Origin of the sequence: Pseudomonas arsenicoxydans (assembly GCF_900103875.1) — a bacterium.
Taxonomy (GTDB): domain Bacteria; phylum Pseudomonadota; class Gammaproteobacteria; order Pseudomonadales; family Pseudomonadaceae; genus Aquipseudomonas; species Aquipseudomonas arsenicoxydans.
The window spans coordinates 1,810,732-1,832,570 of record NZ_LT629705.1 but is presented as its reverse complement, the minus strand read 5'-3'; the positions used below and the strand labels follow the sequence as shown (position 1 = coordinate 1,832,570).

Below are 21,839 nucleotides of genomic sequence, written 5' to 3'. Positions count from 1 at the left end.
CGTATCGGCCAAGTTAAAACCAACGCGTGGGCAGGGGGCGATGCATCAGGTAAACTGCCGCATCTTTTATACCTATAACGATTCGCCTGATGCCCACGACGTTTCATGAGATTCCCCGCAAGCGCCCGACCACGCCCCTGCTCGACCGTGCCAACACGCCGGACGGCCTGCGCCGGTTAGGCGAAGCCGAGCTGGAAACCCTGGCCGATGAGTTGCGCCTGGAATTGCTCTACACGGTCGGTCAGACCGGTGGGCATTTCGGTGCCGGCCTGGGCGTCATCGAACTGACCATTGCGTTGCATTACGTCTTCGACACCCCGGACGACCGGCTGGTGTGGGACGTGGGTCATCAGGCCTATCCGCACAAAATCCTCACTGGCCGTCGCGAGCGCATGAGCACCCTGCGCCAGAAGGACGGCGTTGCCGCCTTCCCGCGCCGTTCCGAGAGTGAGTACGACACCTTTGGCGTCGGTCATTCCAGCACCTCGATCAGTGCAGCGCTGGGCATGGCGATTGCCGCCCGCCTGCAGAACAGTGATCGCAAGGCCATCGCCGTGATCGGCGACGGTGCGTTGACTGCCGGCATGGCCTTCGAAGCGCTGAACCATGCGCCGGAAGTGAACGCCAACATGCTGGTGATCCTCAACGACAACGACATGTCGATCTCGCGCAATGTCGGCGGCTTGTCGAATTACCTGGCGAAGATTCTTTCCAGCCGCACCTACGCAAGCATGCGCGAAGGCAGCAAAAAGGTCTTGTCACGCCTGCCCGGCGCCTGGGAAATCGCCCGTCGCACGGAAGAATACGCAAAAGGCATGCTGGTCCCCGGCACGCTGTTCGAAGAACTGGGCTGGAACTACATCGGCCCGATCGATGGTCATGACCTGCCGACCCTGATCGCCACCCTGCGCAACATGCGCGATCTGAAAGGCCCGCAGTTCCTGCACGTGGTCACCAAGAAAGGCAAAGGCTTCGCCCCGGCGGAAGTCGACCCGATCGGTTACCACGCCATCACCAAGCTCGAACCGCTGGACGCTCCGGCGGCCGCGCCGAAAAAAGCCAGCGGGCCGAAGTATTCCGGCGTGTTCGGCGAATGGCTGTGTGACATGGCCGCCGCCGACCCGCGCCTGGTGGGCATCACCCCGGCGATGAAGGAAGGTTCCGATCTGGTGGCCTTCAGCGAGCGCTTCCCGCTGCGCTACTTCGACGTGGCGATTGCCGAGCAGCACGCCGTAACCTTCGCCGCCGGCATGGCCTGTGAAGGCGCCAAACCGGTGGTGGCGATCTATTCGACGTTCCTGCAACGCGGTTACGACCAACTGATCCATGACGTCGCCGTGCAAAACCTCGACGTATTGTTCGCCATCGACCGTGCCGGTCTGGTGGGCGAAGACGGTCCGACGCATGCCGGCAGCTTCGACCTGTCGTTCCTGCGTTGCATCCCCGGCATGCTGGTGATGACGCCGAGCGACGAAAACGAACTGCGCAAAATGCTCACCACCGGTCACCTGTTCAATGGCCCGGCGGCGGTGCGTTACCCACGCGGATCCGGTCCGAATGCAACGATCGAGAAAAACCTTGAGCCGATCGAGATCGGCAAAGGCGTGGTTCGTCGTCAGGGCAGCAAAGTCGCCCTGCTGGTGTTTGGCGTGCAATTAGCCGAAGCGCTGAAAGTCGCTGAGACGCTGGATGCAACCGTGGTCGACATGCGTTTTGTCAAACCGCTGGACGAAGCACTGGTTCGCGAAATGGCCGCCAGCCACGAATTGCTGGTCACCCTAGAAGAGAACGCGATCATGGGCGGCGCCGGTGGCGCGGTCAGCGAGTTCCTCGCGAGGGAAAACATCCTCAAGTCGATGCTGCATCTGGGCTTGCCGGACAGCTACGTCGAACACGCCAAGCCTGCGCAAATGCTGGCTGAGTGCGGACTGGATGAGGCAGGGATCGAAGCTTCCATTCGTCAGCGCCTAGAACTGCTAAATATTTAAACGCATCACCCTGTGGGAGCGAGCCTGCTCGCGATGGCGGACTGACAGTCGACACATTTGTTGACTGACACACCGCCATCGCGGGCAAGCCCGCTCCCACAGTGGTTTCTGTGCCTTTCAAAATTTGTGTTCGCTTTAAAGCACCAACGGACTGCCCAATGAAACTCTCTCCCCTCGCCCTGACGCTGACGCTTCTTCCGGCCGGCCCACTGCTGGCCGACACCTTCGAACGCGATGACGCCCTGAAGCTGCCCGACATTCTGATCAGCGCCAACCGCCAGGTCGAAGCGCGCAACGACAGCAGCGCCGCCAATACCGTGTTCACCCGCGAGGACATCGACCGCCTGCAACCGGTCAGCGTCACTGACTTGCTCAGTCGCGTACCTGGCGTGCAAGTCGCACAAACCGGCGGGCGCGGCAGTCTGCCGGGGATTTACATCCGCGGCACAAACTCGGCGCAAAGCCTGGTATTGGTGGATGGCCAACGGATTGGCAACTCGACCTCTGGCGACAGTAACCTGCAACACATCAACATCGAACAGGTCGAGCGCGTGGAAGTGTTGCGTGGCTCGCGCTCGGTGATTTACGGCAGCGATGCGATTGGCGGGGTGATTCAGATTTTCACCCGTCGTGGCGGCGAACCGGGATTGCAGCCACGCATGCACGTAGGATTGGGTAGCCATCAGACGTGGGAACGCAGCCTCGGCGTGTCTGGCGGCGATGACAAAACCCGTTTCAACCTTGGCACCAGCCTCGATGAAAGCGCCGGGCTCAATCGCACTCACGAGTCGTATCCCAGCGACGGCGATCACGACGAGTACCGCAATAAGTCGCTCAGCCTGAGCCTGAGCCACGCCCTCACCGATGACATTGAAATCGGCGCCAACGTCCTCGATAACCGCGGTAAAAGCGAGTTCGACAACCCGTTCGGGCGCTTCGACACGAATACCTTCGAATCGGTGCAGCAGCAGCCTTACAGCGATTTCGATGTCAGCAGCATCAGCAGTTACGTCGATGCCCAGGTTAACGACCTCTGGAAAACCCGCGTCGAATTTGGCCACAGCGAAAACCGCGAAAAGACCCTCGACAAGCTCAGCGACGAGCGCAGCGTGTTCAACACCTACCGTGATTCGGTGAACTGGCAGAACGACCTGACGCTCGACGAGCGCAACAGCCTGATCCTCGGCGGCGACTGGTACGAAGACCGGATCAACAGCAGCACACCCTTCGACGAGGACAGCCGCTGGAACCGTGCGGCGTTTATCCAGCATCGCTACCAGTCGGACAGTTTCTCCACGGAACTGGGCCTGCGCCGGGACCAGAACCAGCAGTTCGGTGGCCAGAACAGCTGGAGTGGCACTTTTACCCTGCCGCTGAACCCGGACAACGACGTGCTGTTGACCTACAGCGAAGGCTTTCGCGCGCCAACCTTCAACGATCTGTATTACCCGGATTTCAGCAATCCGGACCTCAAGCCCGAAACCTCGAAAAGCTATGAGCTGCAATGGCGCAGCCAGTTGACCGACAGCAGCCGACTGGAAACCTCGCTGTACCGCACAAACCTTGAAGACGCGATTATTTTCGGCAGCAATTCACGCCCGCAGAACGTGGCTTCGGCGCGAATCAACGGTTTTGAAGCGGCACTCAAACAAGAACTGTTCGGCTGGCAGAGCAACCTTGGCGTGGCGATCATCGACCCACGGGATCGCGACAGCGGTCACACCCTGGCTCGTCGTGCGCGACGGACGTTGAGCCTGGATCTGGATCGGCAGTTTGACCAGCTCGGGCTCGGCGCCACTTGGCAGGCGGTGAGCAGCAGTTATGACGACCAGGACAATCAGCAAGCTCTGGGCGGGTATGCATTACTCGGGTTGCGCAGTAGCTGGGAGCTCAATCGCGGGATCAAGCTTGAGCTGAAGGTCGACAACCTGCTGGACAAGGGCTACAGCCGGGCGCTGTACAGCCATGAGGGCAGTCAGTACGGGTATCGCGAAGAAGGACGGGCGTGGATGTTCGGGGTGACCTGGACGCCTGAAATCTGATCTGGAATGTGTATCGGCTGCACTGACCTCATCGCGGGCAAGCCCGCTCCCACAGGGTTTGCGTGATCCCTGTGGGAGCGGGCTTGCCCGCGATGAATGCGCCTCGGTCTCAGCGGTCCGGCGCGATCAACTGGCAGAGTTTGGCTGTCGCCTCGATCATCTGCCCACTCGGTCGCTCCAGCCCCTTATCCGCGACCAACAACAATTGACCCCGCGCTACCGCCGCGACCTGCGGCCAGGCCTTCCATGCGTTGAGCTGCGCCTGGTCGCTGGCCAGAATCACCTCGGGATTGCGCTGCAACACCGCCTCGACGCTGACCTGCGGCGCAGGCAGCGTCAGGTCCGCGAACACATTACGCGCGCCACACACTTCAAGCGCGTCACTGATGATCTGCCCGCCGCCAACGGTGTACAGCGGCCGGTCCCACACCTGATAAAACACCCGCAACGGCTCATCCCGACGATAGCGCTGGCGCAGGGCAACCAGTCGCTGACGCAACGCTGCGGCCAATGACACGCCACGCTCAGGCCGGCCGAGCTGCGCGGCAATCGCTTCTATCTGCGCGGTCAGCTGGCCGAGGTTGTGCGGTTCGGCGACGTAGGTGGGGATATTCAATCGCTTGAGCTGGTCACGCTGGGCCGGCCCCACGCTGCCCGGCCAAAGCAGCAATAAATCGGGCTTGAGGCTGAGCAACCGCTCCATGTCCAACTGACCGTAGCGGCCAACGGATGGAAGACCGTCGAGTTCGGCAGGACGCTCACCGGCATCCAGCACGCCGACCAGAAGGTCCGCCGAGTTCAATTCGACAACGATTTCAGAAAGTGACGGCGCGAGGCTGACAACCCGCAAGGCCGCGAACGCCGAGCCGCTGACGGCCAGCAGCAACACCGCCAGCCAGACACGAACCATCAGCCGAGTTGACGCGGGATACGGTAGAGGTAGAACAGCACCGTGGTCGACAGCGCGAGCAGTACCAAGGGCACCGCTTCGAGGCCGACGAACACCGCCAGCGCGCCGATCCAGGCCGGCAGTGCAGCCGCCAGGAACGCGACGCGGCGCTTGGCGGCCAGGGCGATCCAGGCTGCGGGCTCTTCAGGGGTGTCGAGGGCTTTCTGGGTGGCGATCAGCGCGTGTTTGTAGCCACCGAAAAACTTCAGGCTGACGAACATCGAGGCCACGCCAGCAATGAACAACGGCATCGCCAGCACCGGCAGAATCGCCTCGCTTTGACCGAACACACCATTGATCACGAACAGCGGCAGCAAGGCCAGGGCCAGATACTGCCACCAGTTGAACGACAACCGCCGCCGAACCTGACCGCGCGTCACGCCCGGTCTGCCTCGCCCTGATGCTCGTTGCCCATCATGTGGTCGAGCTTGCTGGCCTTGGTCGCCAGATAGAGTTTGTTGTGCGGATTATGGCCGGTGTGCAGCGGCACGCGCTCGGCGACCACAATGCCCATGTCGGTCAAGGCTTTGACCTTGCGTGGGTTGTTGGTCATCAGGCGCAGGGATTTCACGCCCAGGTGCTCCAGCATCGGCAGGCACATGGCGTAATCGCGCTGGTCGGCGGCAAAGCCCAGACGCTCGTTGGCTTCAACGGTGTCGGCGCCGCCGTCCTGCAATTCATAGGCGCGGATCTTGTTCAACAGGCCAATGCCCCGGCCTTCCTGACGCAGGTAAAGCAGCACGCCGCGCCCTTCACGGGCGATGGCCTGCAAGGCTGCCTCAAGTTGCGAGCCGCAGTCGCAACGCTGGCTGAACAAGGCATCGCCCGTCAGGCATTCGGAGTGCAACCGGCCGAGTACCGGGGCACCATCGTCGAACTCACCCAGGCTCAACACAACGTGCTCGCGCCCGTTTTCTTCATCGAGAAAGCCGTGCATGGTGAATTGCGCAAAAGGCGTTGGCAGCTTGGAAGCGGCGACAAAAACGACAGGCACCGGTGTGCTCCTGATCAAAAGTACTGGAGATTCGCAGACGCGGCATTGTAACAGCACGCTCCCGTGGACGCTTAGGCTGAATTATGGGGCATAACGATCAAAAAGTTTGATCTCAGGCCCACAACAGTCCCCCACAAGAGGATGTGTCTTCAGTTCGAATCGAATGGATACGGCTGTTTCCAGCGCTCGAATATCGGTTTCAGTCGACCGCTTTTCACCAGTAGCTCCATGCGTTCATCGAACAGCGCCATCAACGTGCGCGCCTTGGGCGTATCGGCGAAGCACAAGTACAGCGGCAAATCTGCGACGTGTGTGCGACGAAACTGCGCCGGATCCTTGGCCCGCTTGAGGACATAATCTACCTCGGCCAGTGCGTCGATGTAGTAGTCGGCTCGATTGTGGGTCAGCATCGACAGAATACCGGTGCGCCGAACGACTTCGTTATAGCGGCTCACGTTGGGCAGGTAATTCTCGAAGCTGTAGCCACGGACCCAGGCCAGCCGATAGTTGCCCAGCGTTTGCGGGGTCGGCGCCGGATTGCTCGCCAGCCCCAAGGCATAGATGTGATCGGTATCGAAATTCCAGCGCGGATAGAGTAGGTCGTGGGTCTCATCACGATAGGAGCCGACACAGGCGTCGATGTCGCCACGTTGTGCAAGGCCGATGGAGCGGATGTAGGGCTCTGTCCGGATGTCCAGTTTGACGCCGGCCGGCTCGAACACCTCCCGCAGCACGTCCCAACCCAGGCCATGACCGTCAGCGGCGGTGTAGTCTTCCCAGTCTTCGCTGGCCAGATGAATCACCGACGGTGTCGTCACGGCATCGCCCGCGCTGGCAAGCGAGCAAAATGTGGTGAAAACCATCATAGCCAACCAGCGCAGAGCCATCCTTAGTCCCCTGTTTCGCCTGTCAGGCGAAAATCCATACCAACCCCTGCATCGCCAGCCACGCAAACACGCCTGCCAATACATCGTCGAGCATGATCCCGACGCCACCGTGCACATGCCGGTCGATCCAGTGAATCGGCCAGGGCTTGAGAATGTCGAAGAAGCGGAACATCAGGAATCCCGCCAGTAACCAATACCAACCTTCCGGCACCAGCCACAGGGTGATCCACATCCCGACCATTTCGTCCCAGACGATGCCTTCGTGGTCGTGTACCCGCAAATCGTCGGCAACCTTGCCGCACAGCCAGAAGCCGAACAGCATGGTGACGCCCAGCATCAGCCAGTAACCCCAATCGGGCAGCATCTGCCATAACGGGATAAAGGGTAGCGCAACTAACGACCCCCAGGTGCCCGGTGCTTTTGGCAAGGTGCCCGAGCCGAAGCCGAACGCCAGGAAGTGCCAGGGATTGCGCCAGACCGACGGCGGTACGAATTCCGCCGGGACCTGTTTGGGATGATCTGTCACGGTGTCTCCCGAAAATGTTGATAGCCGCGGGTTTGCGGGGTGATGTCTTGTCCATCGGCATCCAGCAGCACGACGCCCTGCCCTGCCACAACACGCCCGACCACATGTATCGGCCAGCCGTCGTCCAGCAACGCGGATAATTCGACGGGCGGCAAGGTGAAGGCCAGCACGTAATCGTCACCGCCACTCAAGGCTGCGCCTTCGGCACCCGATTGGCCAAGGAAAGCCACTAAAGCGTTGGACAGCGGCAATCGGTCCCGTTCAACCTGAATGCCGACTCCCGACGCCAGGGCGATATGCCCGCAGTCAGCCAACAGACCGTCGGAGATATCCAGCGCCGAGGTGGCTTTGCCCCGCAGCGCCTGACCGAGAGCCAATTGCGGTTGCGGTGACCAGTAATGGCGCAGCAGCGGATCGGCGATGGCCACATCGGCGGTTCGCTGCCCGAGTACCAATGGCAACGCGCCAGCCCCATTTCCCAACTCGCCGCCCACACAGAGCAAATCGCCTGGCTGCGCCCCGCTGCGAGTCAACGCCTGACCTGTCGGCACGCGCCCGAACACCGTCATCGTGATGCTTAACGGGCCGCGAGTGGTATCACCGCCCACCAAAGCCACACCGCAGCCTTGGGCCATGACGGTCAAACCAAGGGCGTAGGCCTGCAACCAATCGGCGGTCACCGTCGGCAACGTCAGGGCAAGGGTAAAGGCGATCGGGGTGGCGCCCATGGCGGCCAGATCGCTGACCGCGACGGCCAGCGAGCGCTGACCGAGCAGAAACGGATCGCAGGGATCTGCGAAATGCACGCCGGCAACCAGCGTGTCGGTAGAAATGGCCAACTGCTCCCCGGGGGGAACGGTCAGCAAGGCGCAGTCATCGCCGATTCCGAGAGCAACGCCCTCGCCGCCCTGCGCACAAGGCGCGGCGGCGAAGAAATTGCGGATCAGCTCAAACTCGCCCATGTGGCAGCCGTACAAGCGCTGATTAGCGCTTGTACGCCTTCACTTCAGCTTCACGCAGACGCGGGGCCAGCTTGTCGAGCACACCGTTGACGAACTTGTGGCCGTCGGTGGAACCGAAGACCTTGGCCAGTTCGATACCTTCGTTGATCACAACGCGATACGGCACGTCGACACGCTCAAGCAGTTCCCAGGTGGACAGGCGCAATACCGCCAGTTCAACCGGGTCCAGCTCTTCGATGGTCAAGTCCAGGCAAGGCTTGAGCGCGGCGTCGATCCTGTCCCTCTGCGCTGGAACCCCATGCAGGATTTCACGGAAGTAGGCACCGTCGACATCGCTGAAATCGTTATCGACCCGAAACTGCGCTTCGATCTCGTTCAGCGACTGCTTGGCCATGTGCCATTGATACAGCGCCTGGGTCGCGAGCTGACGGGCTTCGCGACGCTTGACGCTTTTCGATGGCTTGCCGGCATCCGCAGGCTTTGGATCGCGCGGGTTGAAACGATCACTTTCGTCGCTAATCACTTGGCCTCCAACTGCGCCAGCAGGCTGACCATTTCCAGAGCGGACAGGGCAGCTTCAGCACCTTTGTTACCGGCCTTGGTGCCGGAACGTTCGATGGCTTGTTCGATGGAATCAACGGTCAGTACGCCGAAAGCGACCGGAACGCCGAACTCCATGGACACCTGGGCCAGGCCCTTGGTGCATTCGCCCGCCACGTATTCGAAGTGCGGAGTACCGCCACGAATGACCGCGCCCAGGGCGATGATTGCCGCGTATTCACCCTTTTGAGCGACTTTCTGCGCAACCAGGGGAATTTCGAAGGCGCCAGGCGCACGGATAATGGTGATGTCGCTTTCGCTCACGCCATGGCGAACCAGGGCATCAACTGCACCGCTGACCAGGCTTTCAACGACGAAGCTGTTGAAACGGCCCACTACCAAAGCGTAGCGGCCTTTAGGGGCGATGAAGGTACCTTCGATGGTCTTCAGGGTCATTCGTTAGATCTCTTAAAGAGCCGGGACGCGTTTTCTACGCATCCCTCAGTGATATTTGAACCGCGAATACAGGGCCGGGAACAACCGGTCATTATTCGGAGGGCACGTATTCTACAACTTCCAGATCAAAACCGGATATCGCATTAAATTTCATTGGCGCGGACATCAAACGCATTTTGCGCACGCCCAGGTCCCGAAGGATCTGCGAACCGGCACCAACGATGCTGTAGGTGGTCGGTTTTTTCACTGCAGTCTGATCCGCGGTTTCGCGGATATGCGCCAGCAACACGTCGCCATCAAGCGGGTGACCCAGCAACAGCACCACGCCGCTGCCAGCCTCGGCCACCGCAGCCATCGCGGCGCGCAGGCTCCAGCGCCCCGGTTGCTTGACCATCAACAGGTCGCGCAGCGGGTCCATGTTATGCACCCGAACCAGGGTCGGTTCATCAGCGCACACGGTGCCCAGGGTCAGGGCCATGTGCACGTCGCCTTCCACGGAATCACGATAGGTCACCAGGTTGAACTGGCCCAGCTCGCTGTCCAAAGGCTGCTCGGCAATCCGCTGAACGGTACGTTCGTGGATCATCCGGTAGTGGATCAGGTCGGCGATGGTGCCGATCTTGATGTTGTGTTCAGCCGCGAAGGCTTCGAGTTCGGTGCGACGGGACATGGTGCCGTCGTCGTTCATCACTTCGCAGATCACGCCGCTCGGCTCGAAACCGGCCATGCGCGCAAGATCGCAAGCCGCTTCGGTGTGACCGGCGCGAGCGAGTGTGCCGCCGGCCTGGGCCATCAGCGGGAAGATGTGGCCCGGGCTGACGATGTCTTCAGCCTTGGCGTCTTTCGCCGCAGCCGCTTGCACGGTGCGCGCACGGTCGGCAGCGGAGATGCCGGTGGTCACGCCTTCGGCCGCTTCGATGGACACGGTGAACTTGGTGCCGAAACCGGAACCGTTGCGTGGCGCCATCAGGGGCAGCTTGAGCAGTTCGCAGCGCTCACGGCTCATCGGCATGCAAATCAGGCCACGGGCGTGCTTGGCCATGAAGTTGATGTGTTCGGCCTTGCAGCACTCGGCGGCCATGATCAGGTCGCCTTCGTTCTCGCGGTCTTCGTCATCCATGAGGATGACCATCTTGCCTTGGCGGATGTCTTCAACCAGTTCTTCGATGCTATTGAGCGCCACAAGGCACCCCCTTGAGTCAGGATTTGAGGTAGCCGTTGGCGGCCAGAAAGCTTTCGGTAATGTTTCCGGATTTTGTAGGCTCTGCGGCCTTATCGCCCAACAACAGGCGCTCCAGATAACGGGCAAGCAAGTCGACTTCGAGGTTCACCCGGCGACCTGGCTGGTACGACGCCATGATGGTTTCGCTCAGGGTGTGCGGAATGATGGTCAGCAGGAACTCAGCGCCATCGACCGCATTCACGGTCAGGCTGGTGCCGTCGACGGTGATCGAGCCTTTATGGGCAATGTACTTGGCCAGTTCCTTGGGCGCACGGATGCGAAACTCCACGGCGCGCGCGTTCTCGGTGCGGGCAACCACTTCGCCCACGCCATCGACGTGACCGCTGACCAGATGTCCGCCCAGGCGTGTGGTCGGGGTCAGGGCTTTTTCCAGGTTCACCGGGCTGCCGCTTTTCAGATCATTCATTGCCGTGCAGTCGAGGGTTTCGCGACTCACGTCCGCCGCAAAGCCGTTGCCCGGCAATTCAACGGCTGTCAGGCACACGCCGTTGACCGCGATGCTGTCGCCCAGTTTGACGTCGCTCAAGTCGAGCTTGCCGGTTTCTACGTGTACCCGCACATCTCCGCCTTTTGGGGTCAATGCACGAATACTGCCGATGGATTCGATGATGCCGGTAAACATGGAGTCCTCCTCGAGAACAGGGCCGACGCGTGACGCAGGCCGGGAATTATACGCTCGCCGCTGGCACAGGAATGGCGATGACTCGCCAGTCATCGCCAACCGCGCGGATTTCGGTAATTTTCAGCTCGGGTGCGTCTTTCATTTGCGCCAGCGGCCAGTCCAGCAGCGGTCGTGCCGATGAGCCGAGGAACTTGCCGGCGATGAAAATCTGGAACTCATCCACCAGACCTTGCTGGGCAAAAGCACCTGCCAGGCGCGGGCCCGCCTCGACCAGCACTTCGTTGACGTCGCGATGGGCCAGTTCAACCAGCAACTTGCGCAGGTCGACCAAACCATCCTCGCCCGTCACGATCAGGCATTCCGGGCCATTGGCGTATTGCTCTTCGACCGCCATGCAGGTGGCGACCAGGGCCGGGCCGGCCTTGAAGAACGGCGCGTCCAGCGGCACGCGCAAACGGCCATCGATCAACACCCGCAGTGGTGGACGGCTCATGGCGAGTGCGGTCTGCTCGGAGTCCAGCCCCAGCTCATCGGCGCGTACGGTCAAACGGGCATTATCGGCCAGCACCGTGTCGGCGCCGGTCAGCACCACACTGGCTTGCGCGCGCAGGCGTTGAACCGCCGAGCGTGCGGCCGGACCGGTGATCCATTGGCTTTCGCCACTTTCCATCGCCGTGCGACCGTCCAGGCTCATGGCCAACTTCACTCGCACGAACGGCAAGCCGTGTTCCATGCGCTTGAGAAAGCCTTCGTTGAGCTTGCGCGCCTCGCCTTCCAGCACACCGCTTTCAATGGCGATACCGGCCTGGGCCAAACGCTGCATGCCGCGACCGGCGACCGCAGGATTAGGGTCCTGCATCCCGGCCACCACTCGCGCGACACCGGCGTTCACCAGCGCATCGGCGCAGGGCGGCGTGCGGCCGTGGTGGCTGCAAGGTTCGAGGGTCACGTAAGCCGTTGCGCCCCGGGCCTTGTCACCGGCGGCGCGCAGGGCGTGGACTTCGGCATGCGGTTCGCCGGCGCGTACATGCCAGCCTTCGCCGACGATTTGGCCGTCACGCACGATCACGCAGCCGACCCGAGGGTTGGGGTGCGTCGAGTAATGACCTTTGCGCGCCAGTTCCAGGGCGCGAGCCATGTAATGGGCGTCGAGAATGGCTTGTTCGGGGGAAGTGGTCATTCTTTCACCGGCTCACGGGCCAGGCGATCGATCTCTTCACGGAACTCATTGAGGTCCTGGAAGCGGCGATACACGGAGGCGAAACGAATGTAGGCGACTTCGTCGAGCTTTTGCAGCTCGGCCATCACCAGTTCACCGACCACGAGGGATTTGACCTCGCGCTCGCCGGTGGCGCGCAGCTTGTGTTTGATGTGCACCAGCGACGATTCCAGGCGTTCGACACTCACCGGGCGCTTCTCGAGCGCTCGCTGCATGCCGGCACGAAGTTTTTCTTCGTCGAACGGCTGGCGGCTGCCGTCGGTTTTGATCAGGCGCGGCAACACCAGTTCAGCAGTCTCGAACGTCGTGAAACGCTCGCCGCAGGCCAGGCATTCACGCCGGCGGCGCACCTGTTCGCCCTCGGCGACCAGACGCGAGTCGATGACCTTGGTGTCGTTGGCACCGCAGAAGGGACAGTGCATGGTGGCAGGCAACAAAAAAAGGGAGGGCCATGGTAGCGCATCCCCGTGGCAAGACAAGCCATAGGGTTTGCGGTATACAGACGGGTTATAGAGCTTGATCCATGGATTTCACCTTGCTGGAGCCGCAAATGTCCCTAAGACCGCTCGTTATGCTCAGTCTTTTCAGCCTGCTGGTGGCCTGCAGCAGCGATGCGCCCAAGCCCCAGCCGCCTACGCCAGGGCCCGCCCCGCAGGCTGCGCAGAAGAAAGCCCAAGAGTCCGCCAACCTCGGTCCGTTGCCCGCCTATCAGCGCGAATTGAGTGGCACCCTGCTAGGCGTGCCGGCCGGCGCCGAAGTCGAATTGGCGTTGCTGGTGATCGATGACAAGGCCCGCCCGCAACAACTGCTCGCCAGCTCCAGCCTGATCGGCACCAATCAAGTGTTGCCGTTTCACCTGCGTTTCAACCCGGAATCGTTTCCGGTGGGTGCCCGCGTTGAACTGCGCGGCCGCGCCAGCCAGTCCGGCCAGCTGATTTTGCATCTGCCGTCGCAGATCATTACCCAGCCAACGACGCAAACACTGGGCCAGCTGCAATTCGTCAAAGCGCCATGATTGCACCGTTCGACCTGCAACAGGCGTTGGGGCAATTGCTCGGTGATGCGCAGCTTGTGCCTGTCGCCTTGCCGGACTGCGAACTGAAACTCTGGCTGATCGACGGCGACAACATGGACCGCGCTTTCAGCCCGGAAGAAACCCGGCGGATTCTGCACGAACCACCGTACTGGAGTTTCTGCTGGGCCAGCGGCTTGGCGGTTGCCCGTTACCTCGCCGAATTTCCGGAGTGGGTCAAAGGCAAACGCGTGCTGGATTTCGGCGCCGGCTCCGGGGTCGCGGGGATTGCCGCGGTCAAGGCTGGCGCGCTGGAAGTAGTGGCCTGTGACCTGGACCCGCTGGCGATTGCGGCGTGTCGGGCCAATGCTGAACTCAATGACGTACAGCTCAACTACTCGACGGATTTTTTCGCCGAGGCGGATCGCTTCGATCTGATTCTGGTGGCCGATGTGCTCTATGACCGGGCGAACCTGCCATTGCTCGATGAGTTTTTGAGCCGTGGCCAGCAGGCGCTGGTGGCGGATTCGCGGGTGAGGGATTTTCGTCATCCGTTGTATCAACGCATCGAGATGCTGGAAGCGATGACCCTGCCGGATCTGGCCGAGCCTGAAGAGTTTCGCTATGTAAGCCTCTACCACGCCACCCGGACATGATCGTTCCCACGCTCTGCGAGGGAACGATCATTGCTCCGACTTTCGGCCGCCCACCCCCAAGCCGTATAGTGACCTCATTCACGCTTCCAAGAGATCCCCCATGAGTCAGGAAACGCCGTACATCTTCGACGCCACGACTGCCGATTTCGACCAGTCGGTGATCGAGACCTCCTTCCACAAACCGGTGCTGGTGGATTTCTGGGCCGAATGGTGTGCGCCCTGCAAAGTGCTGATGCCGATGCTGCAGACCATCGCCGAGAGCTATCAGGGCGAGTTGCTGCTGGCCAAGGTCAATTGCGATCTCGAACAGGACATCGTCGCCCGTTTCGGCATTCGCAGCCTGCCGACCGTGGTGCTGTTCAAGGACGGTCAACCGGTGGATGGCTTTGCCGGCGCGCAACCGGAATCGGCGGTGCGGGCAATGCTCGAGCCTCACGTTCAAATGCCACCACCGGCAGCGACCGATCCCATCGAGCAGGCTCAGGCCTTGTTCGACGACAGCCGTTTCGCCGACGCCGAAGCCGTACTCAAAGTGCTCCTGGGCGAAGACAACACCAACGCTCGCGCACTGATTCTCTATGCCCGCTGCCTGACTGAACGTGGCGAGTTGGGCGAAGCGCAAACCGTGCTGGATGCGGTGAAAAGCGATGAACACAAAGCAGCGCTGGCCGGCGCCAAGGCGCAGATCCAGTTCCTCGGTCAGGCCAAGGACTTGCCGGATGCGGCGGACCTGAAAGCACGCCTGGCGAAAAATCCGCAGGACGATGAGGCGGTTTATCAACTGGCGATCCAGCAGTTGGCCCGCCAGCAATACGACGCCGCGCTGGATGCGTTGCTCAAACTGTTCATCCGCAACCGCAGCTACAGCGAAGGTTTGCCACACAAGACTTTGCTACAGGTGTTCGAACTGCTGGGCAACGATCATCCTCTGGTGACCACGTACCGCCGCAAGTTGTTTGCTGCGCTTTATTAAAAAATCAAAAGATCGCAGCCTCGTTGCACTCGACAGCTCCTACAGGAAAGTTAAATCCCATGTAGGAGCTGTCGAGTGCAACGAGGCTGCGATCTTTTGCGGTTTACTGGATCCAGCTATAGAGCGGCGTATCGCCGCCGCTCGTCACCTTCACATCGGCGCAGTGACGCAGGCGCACCAACAGGCGTTTGCCCGAGGCTGCGCTGCCGGTCAGCCCTTCCAGCTGATCGAGCAAATCCGGCCCGCTCAATTGCCCGGCCTTGCGCAGCAGGTCTTTGGCGATCTGCCACAGCGCATCATCCTGATTCACCGGTTTGGCCGACGCCGCAACGGCCTCAGGCTGAGTCACTTGCAGCTGCGCACCGAGTCGCGCCCAATCGCTGTCATCCATCTCCAGCGTCAAATCCACCGGCCAGTCGCCGATGCTTCCGCGAATTCGCAACATGAGTCTGCTCCCGCACATTTCTGACGTGCATGCTCCCATGTGACTTGCGCAACGCCAAGCAGGCGGTCAAACTCCCCGCACTTTCGTTATAAGATTACATAACAATTTATTCATTTTACTTTCCGGAGACCCTTCATGCGCCGTCTGCTTCTTGTTTTGCCGTTTGCCCTGCTGCCGCTGGCCGTAGCCCACGCCGCGGATGAACATGACCATGAGCACGGCAGCCTCGGTGCGCACGAACATGGCGTCGGTCGCCTGAACGCGGCGCTGGATGGCCAGACGCTGGAACTGGAGCTGGAAAGCCCGGCGATGAACCTGGTGGGCTTCGAACACGCCGCCACCACCGATGCCGATAAAGCCAAGGTCGCCGCCGTCCGCGCGCAGCTGGAGAAACCGCTGACGTTATTCAACCTGCCCAAAGCCGCCGGCTGCACAGTGGCGACCCAGGAACTGGAAAGCCCGCTGTTCGGTGACAAGCCAGATGCCGATCATGATGAAGACGCCAAGGACGAACATCACCACGACCACAGCGAAATCCACGCGCACTATCAATTCACCTGCGCAGCCCCGGGTGCGCTGAAAACCCTGGACCTGGCGACTATTTTCAACGCGTTCCCGGCGACCCAGAAGATTCAGGTACAACTGATCAGCCCGAGCGGTCAGCAAGGGGTTGAAGTGACCGCCAAGGCCGCGGCTCTCAAGTTCTAATCCCCCCTGTAGGAGCTGTCGAGTGCAACGAGGCTGCGATCTTTTGATCTTGATCTTTCAAAGATCGCAGCCTCGTTGCACTCGACAGCTCCTACAGGTCATCAAAACAACGAAATCGGCGCCATGACCCAAGCACTCATCGAACTGTCCGACCTGGGCTTCAGCTGGCCCGGTCACCCGCCGCTACTGGATATCCCGGCATTTCGCCTGGAGCCCGGTGAAACCCTGTTCCTCAAAGGCCCCAGCGGCAGTGGCAAAACCACCCTGCTCGGCCTGCTCGGCGGCGTGCAGAAGCCCAATCGCGGCAGCATTCGCCTGCTGGGCCAGGAACTGACTGAACTCGGTGCCGGCGCACGTGACCGTTTTCGCGTCGATCACACCGGCTACATCTTCCAGCAGTTCAACTTGCTGCCGTTTCTCTCAGTGCGCGAAAACGTCGAGCTGCCTTGCCACTTCTCCAAACTGCGTGCCGAACGGGCGAAACAACGACACGGCAGCGTCGATCAGGCCGCAGCCACCCTGCTCGCCCATTTGGGCCTGAAGGATGAAAGCCTGCTCAGCCGTCGCGCCGATTCGCTGTCCATCGGCCAACAGCAGCGGGTCGCCGCTGCTCGCGCATTGATCGGTCAGCCGGAACTGGTGATTGCCGACGAACCGACCTCAGCCCTGGATTACGACGCGCGCGAAAACTTTATTCGCCTGCTGTTCGCCGAGTGCCGCGAAGCCGGATCGAGCCTGTTGTTTGTCAGCCATGACCAGAGCCTCGCGCCACTGTTCGATCGTCATTTGTCGCTGGCCGATCTCAATCGCGCCGCCACCCCGTCCGAGGTTTGAGATGTATTTGTTTCGTCTAGCCCTGGCCAGCCTGGCTAACCGCCGCTTCACCGCGATTCTCACCGCGTTCGCCATCGCCCTGTCGGTCTGCCTGTTGTTGGCCGTGGAACGGGTGCGCACCGAAGCCAAGGCCAGTTTCGCCAGCACCATCAGCGGCACTGACCTGATTGTCGGCGCACGGTCCGGTTCGGTGAACCTGCTGCTGTACTCGGTGTTTCGCATTGGCAACGCCACCAACAACATTCGTTGGGACAGCTTCGAGCACTTCGCCAACGACCCGAAAGTGAAATGGGCGATCCCGATGTCCCTCGGTGATTCCCATCGCGGTTATCGCGTGATGGGCACCACCGAGGCGTATTTCGAGCATTACCAGTACGGCCATCAACAGCACCTGGAACTGGCCGACGGCCGCGCCTTCGCCACCGATCCGTTCGAGGTGGTGCTTGGCGCCAAAGTGGCTGATGCGTTGCACTACAAGCTCGGCGACAAACTGGTGCTGTCCCACGGTGTGGCTGCGATCAGTCTGGTCAAGCACGATGACAAGCCGTTCACCGTGGTCGGCATTCTCAAACGCACCGGCACCCCGGTGGATCGCACGCTGCACATCAGCCTCGGTGGCATGGAAGCCATTCACATCGACTGGCACAACGGTGTGCCCGCGCGCGGCAACGGTCGGATCAGTGCCGATCAGGCGCGCAACATGGACCTGACGCCGCAAGCGATCACCGCATTCATGCTCGGCCTCAACAACAAGATTTCCACCTTCGCCGTACAACGTGAAATCAACGAATTCCGCGGCGAACCGATGCTGGCGATCCTGCCGGGCGTAGCGTTGCAAGAACTCTGGAGTTTGATGAGCACGGCGGAAAAAGCCTTGTTCGTGGTCTCGCTGTTCGTGGTGCTGACCGGGCTGATCGGCATGCTCACGGCGATTCTCACCAGCCTCAATGAACGTCGCCGCGAGATGGCGATTCTGCGTTCGGTGGGTGCGCGGCCGTGGCACATCGCAACCTTGCTGGTGCTGGAAGCGTTTGCCCTGGCGCTGTCGGGAGTGATTGCCGGCGTGGCCCTGCTATACGTGTGCATCGCTGCGGCGCAGGGGTATGTGCAGGCCAATTATGGTTTGTATTTGCCGCTGGCCTGGCCCAGCGAATATGAATGGACGCTGCTCGGTGGCATCCTGATCGCCGCGCTGCTGATGGGCAGCGTGCCGGCCTGGCGCGCGTATCGCCAATCTCTGGCCGATGGCCTATCGATCCGACTATGAGGACATTAACGATGCCCCGCGCCCTGCTTGCGCTGTTGATGCTGGTCGCCCTGCCGCTATGGGCGGCCGAGCCGAAAGAACTGACCTGGTCGGAAATGATTCCACCGGACGCCATGCCGGAAGTGCCAAACATGACGCCGCTGCACGACCTGTCGCAGATGGGCAACGCGCTGGCCGCTGAATCGGCGCCGGCCGCCAAACAAGACATGCCCAACGCGCCAGTGGTGAAGAGCCTCGACGGTCAGAACATTCGCTTGCCGGGCTACATCGTACCGCTGGAAGTGAGTGAGGAAGGTCGCACCACGGAGTTTCTACTCGTGCCGTATTTCGGCGCCTGCATCCATGTGCCGCCACCGCCGTCGAACCAGATCGTGCATGTGAAAAGCGCCGTCGGCGTGAAGCTCGATGAGCTGTATCAACCGTACTGGATCGAGGGTGCGTTGCAGGTCAAGGCGTCGACCAGCGAGTTGGCGGATGCGGGTTATCAGATGGAGGCCGACAAGATTTTTGTGTATGAGCTGCCGGAGTGAATTTGGTCGTCATGGGGTGTTTGATAGATAGCCTTCGCGAGCAAGCCCGCTCCCACAGGGATTAGGCGATCCCTTGTGGAAGCGGCTTGCTCGCGAAGAGGCAATCCGCCGCACCATAAAAAACGGACCATCACTGTTTCATTGAGCTGCATCAAAAGACCGTATCAGACGCCTCCGTACCATTGGACATCGACTATTTTTAACGTCCTTTGGAGCCCTCCATGCACAAGTCCAAGCTCTGCGCTTCGCTGCTTGCCCTCGCCTTCGCAGCCCCGCTCGCCTACGCCCACGAAGCAGGCGACATCATCGTTCGTGCCGGTGCAATCACCGTCAACCCCGAAGCCGACAGCTCCAGCGTCAAGGTCGACCAAGGCCCGTTGGCCGGCACCAATCTGGGTGGCAAGGCCACCATGAGCAGCGACACGCAACTGGGTCTGAACTTCGCCTACATGTTCGACAGCCACTGGGGGATCGAGCTGCTGGCGGCCTCGCCATTCGAGCATGACGTGAAGCTCAAAGGCACCGCCCTGGGCGCGGCCAACGGTAAACTCGGTACCCTCAAACACCTGCCGCCCACCTTGAGCGTGGTGTACTACCCGATGGCAGCGAAGTCCCCGTTCCAGCCGTATGTCGGCGCGGGTATCAACTACACCTGGATCTACGACGAAAACCTCAGCAGCGAAGCCCAGGCCAACGGGTTCAGCAACTTCAAGGCGGATAACTCCTGGGGCATGGCGTTCCAGGTCGGCGCTGACTACATGATCACCGACAACATCATGCTCAACGGCCAGGTGCGCTACATCGACATCGACACCACGGCGACCGTGGAAAACAACGCCGTGGCTCCCGGCACTCGGGCCAAGGTCAATGTGGATGTCGACCCGTTCATCTACATGGTTGGCCTGGGCTACAAGTTCTAAGGCACCGTCGTGATCGTTCCCACGCTCCCGCGTGGGAATGTAGCCAGAGACGCTCTGCGTCTCAAAAGCGGACGCTGAGCGTCCATTGAGGCATTCCCACGCAGAGCGTGGGAACGATCAAAACCTCAGCGCCCCAACAACCGCGCCAGCCCGACACTCATCGGTGTCTGCTCCGGGTAGGTAAAGCGCTCCAGCAAACGCTGGTTGTTCGCGCGCGAGTGGCGGATATCGCCGGAGCGCGCCGGACCGTAGGTCACCGGCGGTAATTCACCGACAACCGCCTCCAGCGCTTCAAGCATCTGCTTGAGCGAGGTCGCCTGGTTCCAGCCGACATTGACCGCACCGACTTCGACCTGTGGCTTCTCGATGGCTTGCACCAGCAGGTCGACCAGATCCTCGACGTACACGAAATCGCGAGTCTGCTCGCCATCGCCGAACACGGTGATCGGCAGGCCTTTCTGCGCACGCTCGCTGAAAATACTGATCACGCCGGAATACGGCGAAGACGGGTCCTGGCGTGGACCGAAAATATTGAAGAAGCGGAAAATCACCGGCTCGAGGCCATGCTGGCGACGGTAGAAATCGAAGTAATGCTCGCCGGCCAGTTTGTCTGAAGCGTAAGGCGTCAGAGGCGCCTTGGCGGTGTCTTCGTCGATTGACTGACCTTCGCCATTATTGCCGTAGACCGCTGCGCTGGACGCGTACAACACCCGTTTTACGCCGGCCTGACGCATGGCTTCGCAGACATTCAGCGTGCCGATGAAATTGCTTTGATGGGTCTTCACCGGATCATCCACCGAAGCCTGCACCGATGCCACCGCAGCCAAGTGCGCCACAGCGCTGCAACCGGCCATGGCCTGAGCCACCAGCGCCGCATTGGCGACATCGCCCACGATCAGCTCGACCTTTGGATTATCCAGCGGCAGGTTGCTGCGTTTGCCCGTGGACATGTCATCGAGAATACGCACCGAATGCCCCTTGGCAAGCAAGGCATCGGTCAGGTGCGAGCCAATGAATCCGGCGCCGCCGGTGATCAGAACAGGGCCGTCAGCCATGGCGATAGAACCTATCCAGTAAGCCCGGGAGCGCTGCGCGCCAGGCGCGAGGCTTGATCCCGAACGTGTGCAGAATTTTCTTGCAGGCCAGCACCGCGTGTTGCGGCTCTTCGGCGGCATCCGGGCGCGCGGCGTGAGCCTGGGCGGTCGGTGCTTCGATAGCCAGCGGGTGCAGGCTGCGCGCTTCGGTCAGGATGGCCTGCCCCAATGCCAGCGGTGTCGTCGCCTCGTGCCCGGCGTAATGATAGGTGCCCCACAACGGCGCCGCGCAATCGAGTTGCTTGAGCACTGAAATGATCACCCGCGCCGCGTCGTCGACCGGTGTCGGGTTACCCCGGCGGTCATCGGCCATGAGCAATTCTTCCGGCATTTCCGCCCGGGCGAGGAATCGGCCGAGGGTGCCCTCGGGGCTGTCATCGAGCAGCCAGCCGAAGCGCAGCAGCACGTGTTGCGGGCAAGTGGCGCGCACGCTTTGTTCGATCCGCCACAGCGCTTGACCCCGAAGGCCCAAGGGAACCGGTTCGTCTTTTTCGCTGTAAGCGGTCGCCCGGGAGCCGTCGAACACACGATAACTCGAAGGTTGCAGCAGCACGATGTTGTGGTGCTGGCACAGTTCGGCCAGGCGCTCGATCGCCCGCTCCTGCCCGGCCAGTCGCTGCTCACTGACCGTCTCCGCCTGGAACCAGTCAAAATAGTAGGCGAGGTTGATCAGCGCGTCTGGACGAGTGTCGTCGAGCAGCTGCGTCAGGCTCGCGGCGTCCCAGCCGTCTTGCGGTGGGCGGGGGGCGAGGAAGCCGATGTCTTCCTCTGCACCGAGGCGAATCAGCGCCTGCCCAAGGGCATTTCCGCCGCCCAGTAACATAAGGCGCATTCGCATAGAGTCAGCAGGCCCAGTCTGATTGGAACAAAGGGTTTATCGACACCACCCGCAGGCAATGCCATCGATAGTTACCGGAATCGTTGCATTTTGCGGGTTTAGTGCGCAACCGTCATCCGTAAAGTGTAGATCTC

At 61.1% G+C, this 21,839-nt stretch carries 25 protein-coding genes; 10 read left to right on the top strand and 15 right to left on the bottom strand.

Features of this window, described 5'->3' with window-relative positions; all coding sequences use genetic code 11:
* The first annotated feature begins 89 nt into the window (after window positions 1-89).
* Window positions 90-1,988, top strand: a complete 1,899-nt coding sequence (gene dxs, locus BLQ41_RS08390) for a 1-deoxy-D-xylulose-5-phosphate synthase (RefSeq protein ID WP_090179363.1) — start codon at window positions 90-92, stop codon at window positions 1,986-1,988.
* A gap of 158 nt (window positions 1,989-2,146) precedes the next feature.
* Window positions 2,147-4,030, top strand: coding sequence for a TonB-dependent receptor domain-containing protein (locus tag BLQ41_RS08385; protein ID WP_090179360.1), 1,884 nt, complete (start codon window positions 2,147-2,149; stop codon window positions 4,028-4,030).
* Window positions 4,031-4,139: 109 nt separating this feature from the next.
* Here BLQ41_RS08385 and BLQ41_RS08380 read toward each other — a convergent pair whose 3' ends face one another.
* From BLQ41_RS08380 to nrdR, 12 genes are all read right to left on the bottom strand, one after another.
* Complete coding sequence (locus tag BLQ41_RS08380) at window positions 4,140-4,940, bottom strand: cobalamin-binding protein (protein ID WP_090179356.1); 801 nt, start codon at window positions 4,938-4,940, stop codon at window positions 4,140-4,142.
* A complete protein-coding gene (locus tag BLQ41_RS08375) occupies window positions 4,940-5,359 on the bottom strand; it encodes an MFS transporter (RefSeq protein ID WP_090179353.1) in 420 nt (139 codons plus the stop codon). Before BLQ41_RS08375 ends, BLQ41_RS08380 begins: the two co-directional genes overlap by 1 nt.
* Window positions 5,356-5,973: a GTP cyclohydrolase II gene (ribA, locus tag BLQ41_RS08370; RefSeq protein ID WP_045057501.1), complete on the bottom strand. Its 618-nt coding sequence runs from the start codon at window positions 5,971-5,973 to the stop codon at window positions 5,356-5,358. The genes BLQ41_RS08375 and ribA overlap by 4 nt, the downstream gene beginning before the upstream one ends.
* Before the next feature lie 149 nt (window positions 5,974-6,122).
* Window positions 6,123-6,860, bottom strand: coding sequence for a substrate-binding periplasmic protein (locus tag BLQ41_RS08365; protein ID WP_090179350.1), 738 nt, complete (start codon window positions 6,858-6,860; stop codon window positions 6,123-6,125).
* A gap of 22 nt (window positions 6,861-6,882) precedes the next feature.
* Window positions 6,883-7,386, bottom strand: a complete 504-nt coding sequence (locus BLQ41_RS08360; RefSeq protein ID WP_090179347.1) for a phosphatidylglycerophosphatase A family protein — start codon at window positions 7,384-7,386, stop codon at window positions 6,883-6,885.
* Window positions 7,383-8,348: a thiamine-phosphate kinase gene (gene thiL, locus BLQ41_RS08355; protein WP_090179344.1), complete on the bottom strand. Its 966-nt coding sequence runs from the start codon at window positions 8,346-8,348 to the stop codon at window positions 7,383-7,385. The genes BLQ41_RS08360 and thiL overlap by 4 nt, the downstream gene beginning before the upstream one ends.
* A gap of 22 nt (window positions 8,349-8,370) precedes the next feature.
* A complete protein-coding gene (nusB, locus tag BLQ41_RS08350; protein WP_090179342.1) occupies window positions 8,371-8,871 on the bottom strand; it encodes a transcription antitermination factor NusB in 501 nt (166 codons plus the stop codon).
* Window positions 8,868-9,344: a 6,7-dimethyl-8-ribityllumazine synthase gene (gene ribH, locus BLQ41_RS08345; protein ID WP_003185938.1), complete on the bottom strand. Its 477-nt coding sequence runs from the start codon at window positions 9,342-9,344 to the stop codon at window positions 8,868-8,870. The genes nusB and ribH overlap by 4 nt, the downstream gene beginning before the upstream one ends.
* A gap of 91 nt (window positions 9,345-9,435) precedes the next feature.
* Complete coding sequence (gene ribBA / locus BLQ41_RS08340; RefSeq protein ID WP_090179339.1) at window positions 9,436-10,527, bottom strand: bifunctional 3,4-dihydroxy-2-butanone-4-phosphate synthase/GTP cyclohydrolase II; 1,092 nt, start codon at window positions 10,525-10,527, stop codon at window positions 9,436-9,438.
* Between the two features lie 16 nt (window positions 10,528-10,543).
* Window positions 10,544-11,209: a riboflavin synthase gene (locus BLQ41_RS08335; RefSeq protein WP_090179336.1), complete on the bottom strand. Its 666-nt coding sequence runs from the start codon at window positions 11,207-11,209 to the stop codon at window positions 10,544-10,546.
* 46 nt (window positions 11,210-11,255) lie between these two features.
* Window positions 11,256-12,389, bottom strand: a complete 1,134-nt coding sequence (ribD, locus tag BLQ41_RS08330) for a bifunctional diaminohydroxyphosphoribosylaminopyrimidine deaminase/5-amino-6-(5-phosphoribosylamino)uracil reductase RibD (RefSeq protein ID WP_090179333.1) — start codon at window positions 12,387-12,389, stop codon at window positions 11,256-11,258.
* Window positions 12,386-12,850: a transcriptional regulator NrdR gene (gene nrdR / locus BLQ41_RS08325; RefSeq protein WP_003228656.1), complete on the bottom strand. Its 465-nt coding sequence runs from the start codon at window positions 12,848-12,850 to the stop codon at window positions 12,386-12,388. Before nrdR ends, ribD begins: the two co-directional genes overlap by 4 nt.
* Before the next feature lie 128 nt (window positions 12,851-12,978).
* On the opposite strand from nrdR, the gene BLQ41_RS08320 reads away from it, so the two are divergent.
* The 3 genes from BLQ41_RS08320 (at window position 12,979) to trxA (ending at window position 15,069) form a co-directional block, all read left to right on the top strand.
* Complete coding sequence (locus BLQ41_RS08320) at window positions 12,979-13,443, top strand: hypothetical protein (RefSeq protein WP_090188409.1); 465 nt, start codon at window positions 12,979-12,981, stop codon at window positions 13,441-13,443.
* A complete protein-coding gene (locus BLQ41_RS08315) occupies window positions 13,440-14,096 on the top strand; it encodes a class I SAM-dependent methyltransferase (protein WP_090179329.1) in 657 nt (218 codons plus the stop codon). The genes BLQ41_RS08320 and BLQ41_RS08315 overlap by 4 nt, the downstream gene beginning before the upstream one ends.
* Window positions 14,097-14,196: 100 nt before the next feature.
* Entirely contained in the window at window positions 14,197-15,069 is an 873-nt protein-coding gene (gene trxA, locus BLQ41_RS08310) for a thioredoxin (RefSeq protein ID WP_090179326.1), read from the top strand.
* Between the two features lie 103 nt (window positions 15,070-15,172).
* Here trxA and BLQ41_RS08305 read toward each other — a convergent pair whose 3' ends face one another.
* Window positions 15,173-15,514, bottom strand: a complete 342-nt coding sequence (locus BLQ41_RS08305) for a hypothetical protein (RefSeq protein WP_090179322.1) — start codon at window positions 15,512-15,514, stop codon at window positions 15,173-15,175.
* Between the two features lie 135 nt (window positions 15,515-15,649).
* Here BLQ41_RS08305 and BLQ41_RS08300 point away from each other — a divergent pair, with 135 nt between their 5' ends.
* From BLQ41_RS08300 to BLQ41_RS08280, 5 genes are all read left to right on the top strand, one after another.
* On the top strand, window positions 15,650-16,222 hold the full coding sequence (locus BLQ41_RS08300; RefSeq protein ID WP_090179320.1) for a DUF2796 domain-containing protein: 573 nt from the start codon (window positions 15,650-15,652) through the stop codon (window positions 16,220-16,222).
* 123 nt (window positions 16,223-16,345) lie between these two features.
* On the top strand, window positions 16,346-17,056 hold the full coding sequence (locus BLQ41_RS08295; RefSeq protein WP_090179317.1) for an ABC transporter ATP-binding protein: 711 nt from the start codon (window positions 16,346-16,348) through the stop codon (window positions 17,054-17,056).
* A gap of 1 nt (window position 17,057) precedes the next feature.
* Window positions 17,058-18,323 carry an ABC transporter permease gene (locus BLQ41_RS08290; RefSeq protein WP_090179315.1) on the top strand — a complete coding sequence of 422 codons (1,266 nt, stop codon included), beginning with the start codon at window positions 17,058-17,060 and terminating at the stop codon, window positions 18,321-18,323.
* An 11-nt stretch (window positions 18,324-18,334) separates the two neighbouring features.
* Window positions 18,335-18,853 carry a DUF3299 domain-containing protein gene (locus BLQ41_RS08285; RefSeq protein ID WP_090179313.1) on the top strand — a complete coding sequence of 173 codons (519 nt, stop codon included), beginning with the start codon at window positions 18,335-18,337 and terminating at the stop codon, window positions 18,851-18,853.
* A 221-nt stretch (window positions 18,854-19,074) separates the two neighbouring features.
* Window positions 19,075-19,773 (top strand): OmpW/AlkL family protein, encoded by a 699-nt coding sequence (locus BLQ41_RS08280; RefSeq protein ID WP_090179309.1) that lies wholly within the window; start codon window positions 19,075-19,077, stop codon window positions 19,771-19,773.
* A 125-nt stretch (window positions 19,774-19,898) separates the two neighbouring features.
* Here BLQ41_RS08280 and BLQ41_RS08275 read toward each other — a convergent pair whose 3' ends face one another.
* Both BLQ41_RS08275 and BLQ41_RS08270 read right to left on the bottom strand, forming a co-directional pair.
* On the bottom strand, window positions 19,899-20,828 hold the full coding sequence (locus BLQ41_RS08275; RefSeq protein ID WP_090179307.1) for an NAD-dependent epimerase/dehydratase family protein: 930 nt from the start codon (window positions 20,826-20,828) through the stop codon (window positions 19,899-19,901).
* Window positions 20,821-21,705 carry a sugar nucleotide-binding protein gene (locus BLQ41_RS08270; RefSeq protein WP_090179304.1) on the bottom strand — a complete coding sequence of 295 codons (885 nt, stop codon included), beginning with the start codon at window positions 21,703-21,705 and terminating at the stop codon, window positions 20,821-20,823. Before BLQ41_RS08270 ends, BLQ41_RS08275 begins: the two co-directional genes overlap by 8 nt.
* Window positions 21,706-21,839: the final 134 nt, after the last annotated feature.

Bases quoted from the DNA above. Each gene is read 5' to 3' on its own strand.
- ribH (WP_003185938.1), bottom strand. From the start codon at position 9,344: ATGACCCTGAAGACCATCGAAGGTACCTTCATCGCCCCTAAAGGCCGC.
- BLQ41_RS08385 (WP_090179360.1), top strand. From the start codon at position 2,147: ATGAAACTCTCTCCCCTCGCCCTGACGCTGACGCTTCTTCCGGCCGGC.
- BLQ41_RS08270 (WP_090179304.1), bottom strand. From the start codon at position 21,705: ATGCGAATGCGCCTTATGTTACTGGGCGGCGGAAATGCCCTTGGGCAG.
- BLQ41_RS08305 (WP_090179322.1), bottom strand. From the start codon at position 15,514: ATGTTGCGAATTCGCGGAAGCATCGGCGACTGGCCGGTGGATTTGACG.
- BLQ41_RS08295 (WP_090179317.1), top strand. From the start codon at position 16,346: ATGACCCAAGCACTCATCGAACTGTCCGACCTGGGCTTCAGCTGGCCC.
- BLQ41_RS08320 (WP_090188409.1), top strand. From the start codon at position 12,979: ATGTCCCTAAGACCGCTCGTTATGCTCAGTCTTTTCAGCCTGCTGGTG.
- BLQ41_RS08280 (WP_090179309.1), top strand. From the start codon at position 19,075: ATGCACAAGTCCAAGCTCTGCGCTTCGCTGCTTGCCCTCGCCTTCGCA.
- BLQ41_RS08290 (WP_090179315.1), top strand. From the start codon at position 17,058: ATGTATTTGTTTCGTCTAGCCCTGGCCAGCCTGGCTAACCGCCGCTTC.
- BLQ41_RS08365 (WP_090179350.1), bottom strand. From the start codon at position 6,860: ATGGCTCTGCGCTGGTTGGCTATGATGGTTTTCACCACATTTTGCTCG.
- BLQ41_RS08285 (WP_090179313.1), top strand. From the start codon at position 18,335: ATGCCCCGCGCCCTGCTTGCGCTGTTGATGCTGGTCGCCCTGCCGCTA.
- BLQ41_RS08300 (WP_090179320.1), top strand. From the start codon at position 15,650: ATGCGCCGTCTGCTTCTTGTTTTGCCGTTTGCCCTGCTGCCGCTGGCC.
- BLQ41_RS08335 (WP_090179336.1), bottom strand. From the start codon at position 11,209: ATGTTTACCGGCATCATCGAATCCATCGGCAGTATTCGTGCATTGACC.
- BLQ41_RS08275 (WP_090179307.1), bottom strand. From the start codon at position 20,828: ATGGCTGACGGCCCTGTTCTGATCACCGGCGGCGCCGGATTCATTGGC.
- trxA (WP_090179326.1), top strand. From the start codon at position 14,197: ATGAGTCAGGAAACGCCGTACATCTTCGACGCCACGACTGCCGATTTC.
- thiL (WP_090179344.1), bottom strand. From the start codon at position 8,348: ATGGGCGAGTTTGAGCTGATCCGCAATTTCTTCGCCGCCGCGCCTTGT.
- BLQ41_RS08380 (WP_090179356.1), bottom strand. From the start codon at position 4,940: ATGGTTCGTGTCTGGCTGGCGGTGTTGCTGCTGGCCGTCAGCGGCTCG.
- dxs (WP_090179363.1), top strand. From the start codon at position 90: ATGCCCACGACGTTTCATGAGATTCCCCGCAAGCGCCCGACCACGCCC.
- ribD (WP_090179333.1), bottom strand. From the start codon at position 12,389: ATGACCACTTCCCCCGAACAAGCCATTCTCGACGCCCATTACATGGCT.
- nrdR (WP_003228656.1), bottom strand. From the start codon at position 12,850: ATGCACTGTCCCTTCTGCGGTGCCAACGACACCAAGGTCATCGACTCG.
- BLQ41_RS08315 (WP_090179329.1), top strand. From the start codon at position 13,440: ATGATTGCACCGTTCGACCTGCAACAGGCGTTGGGGCAATTGCTCGGT.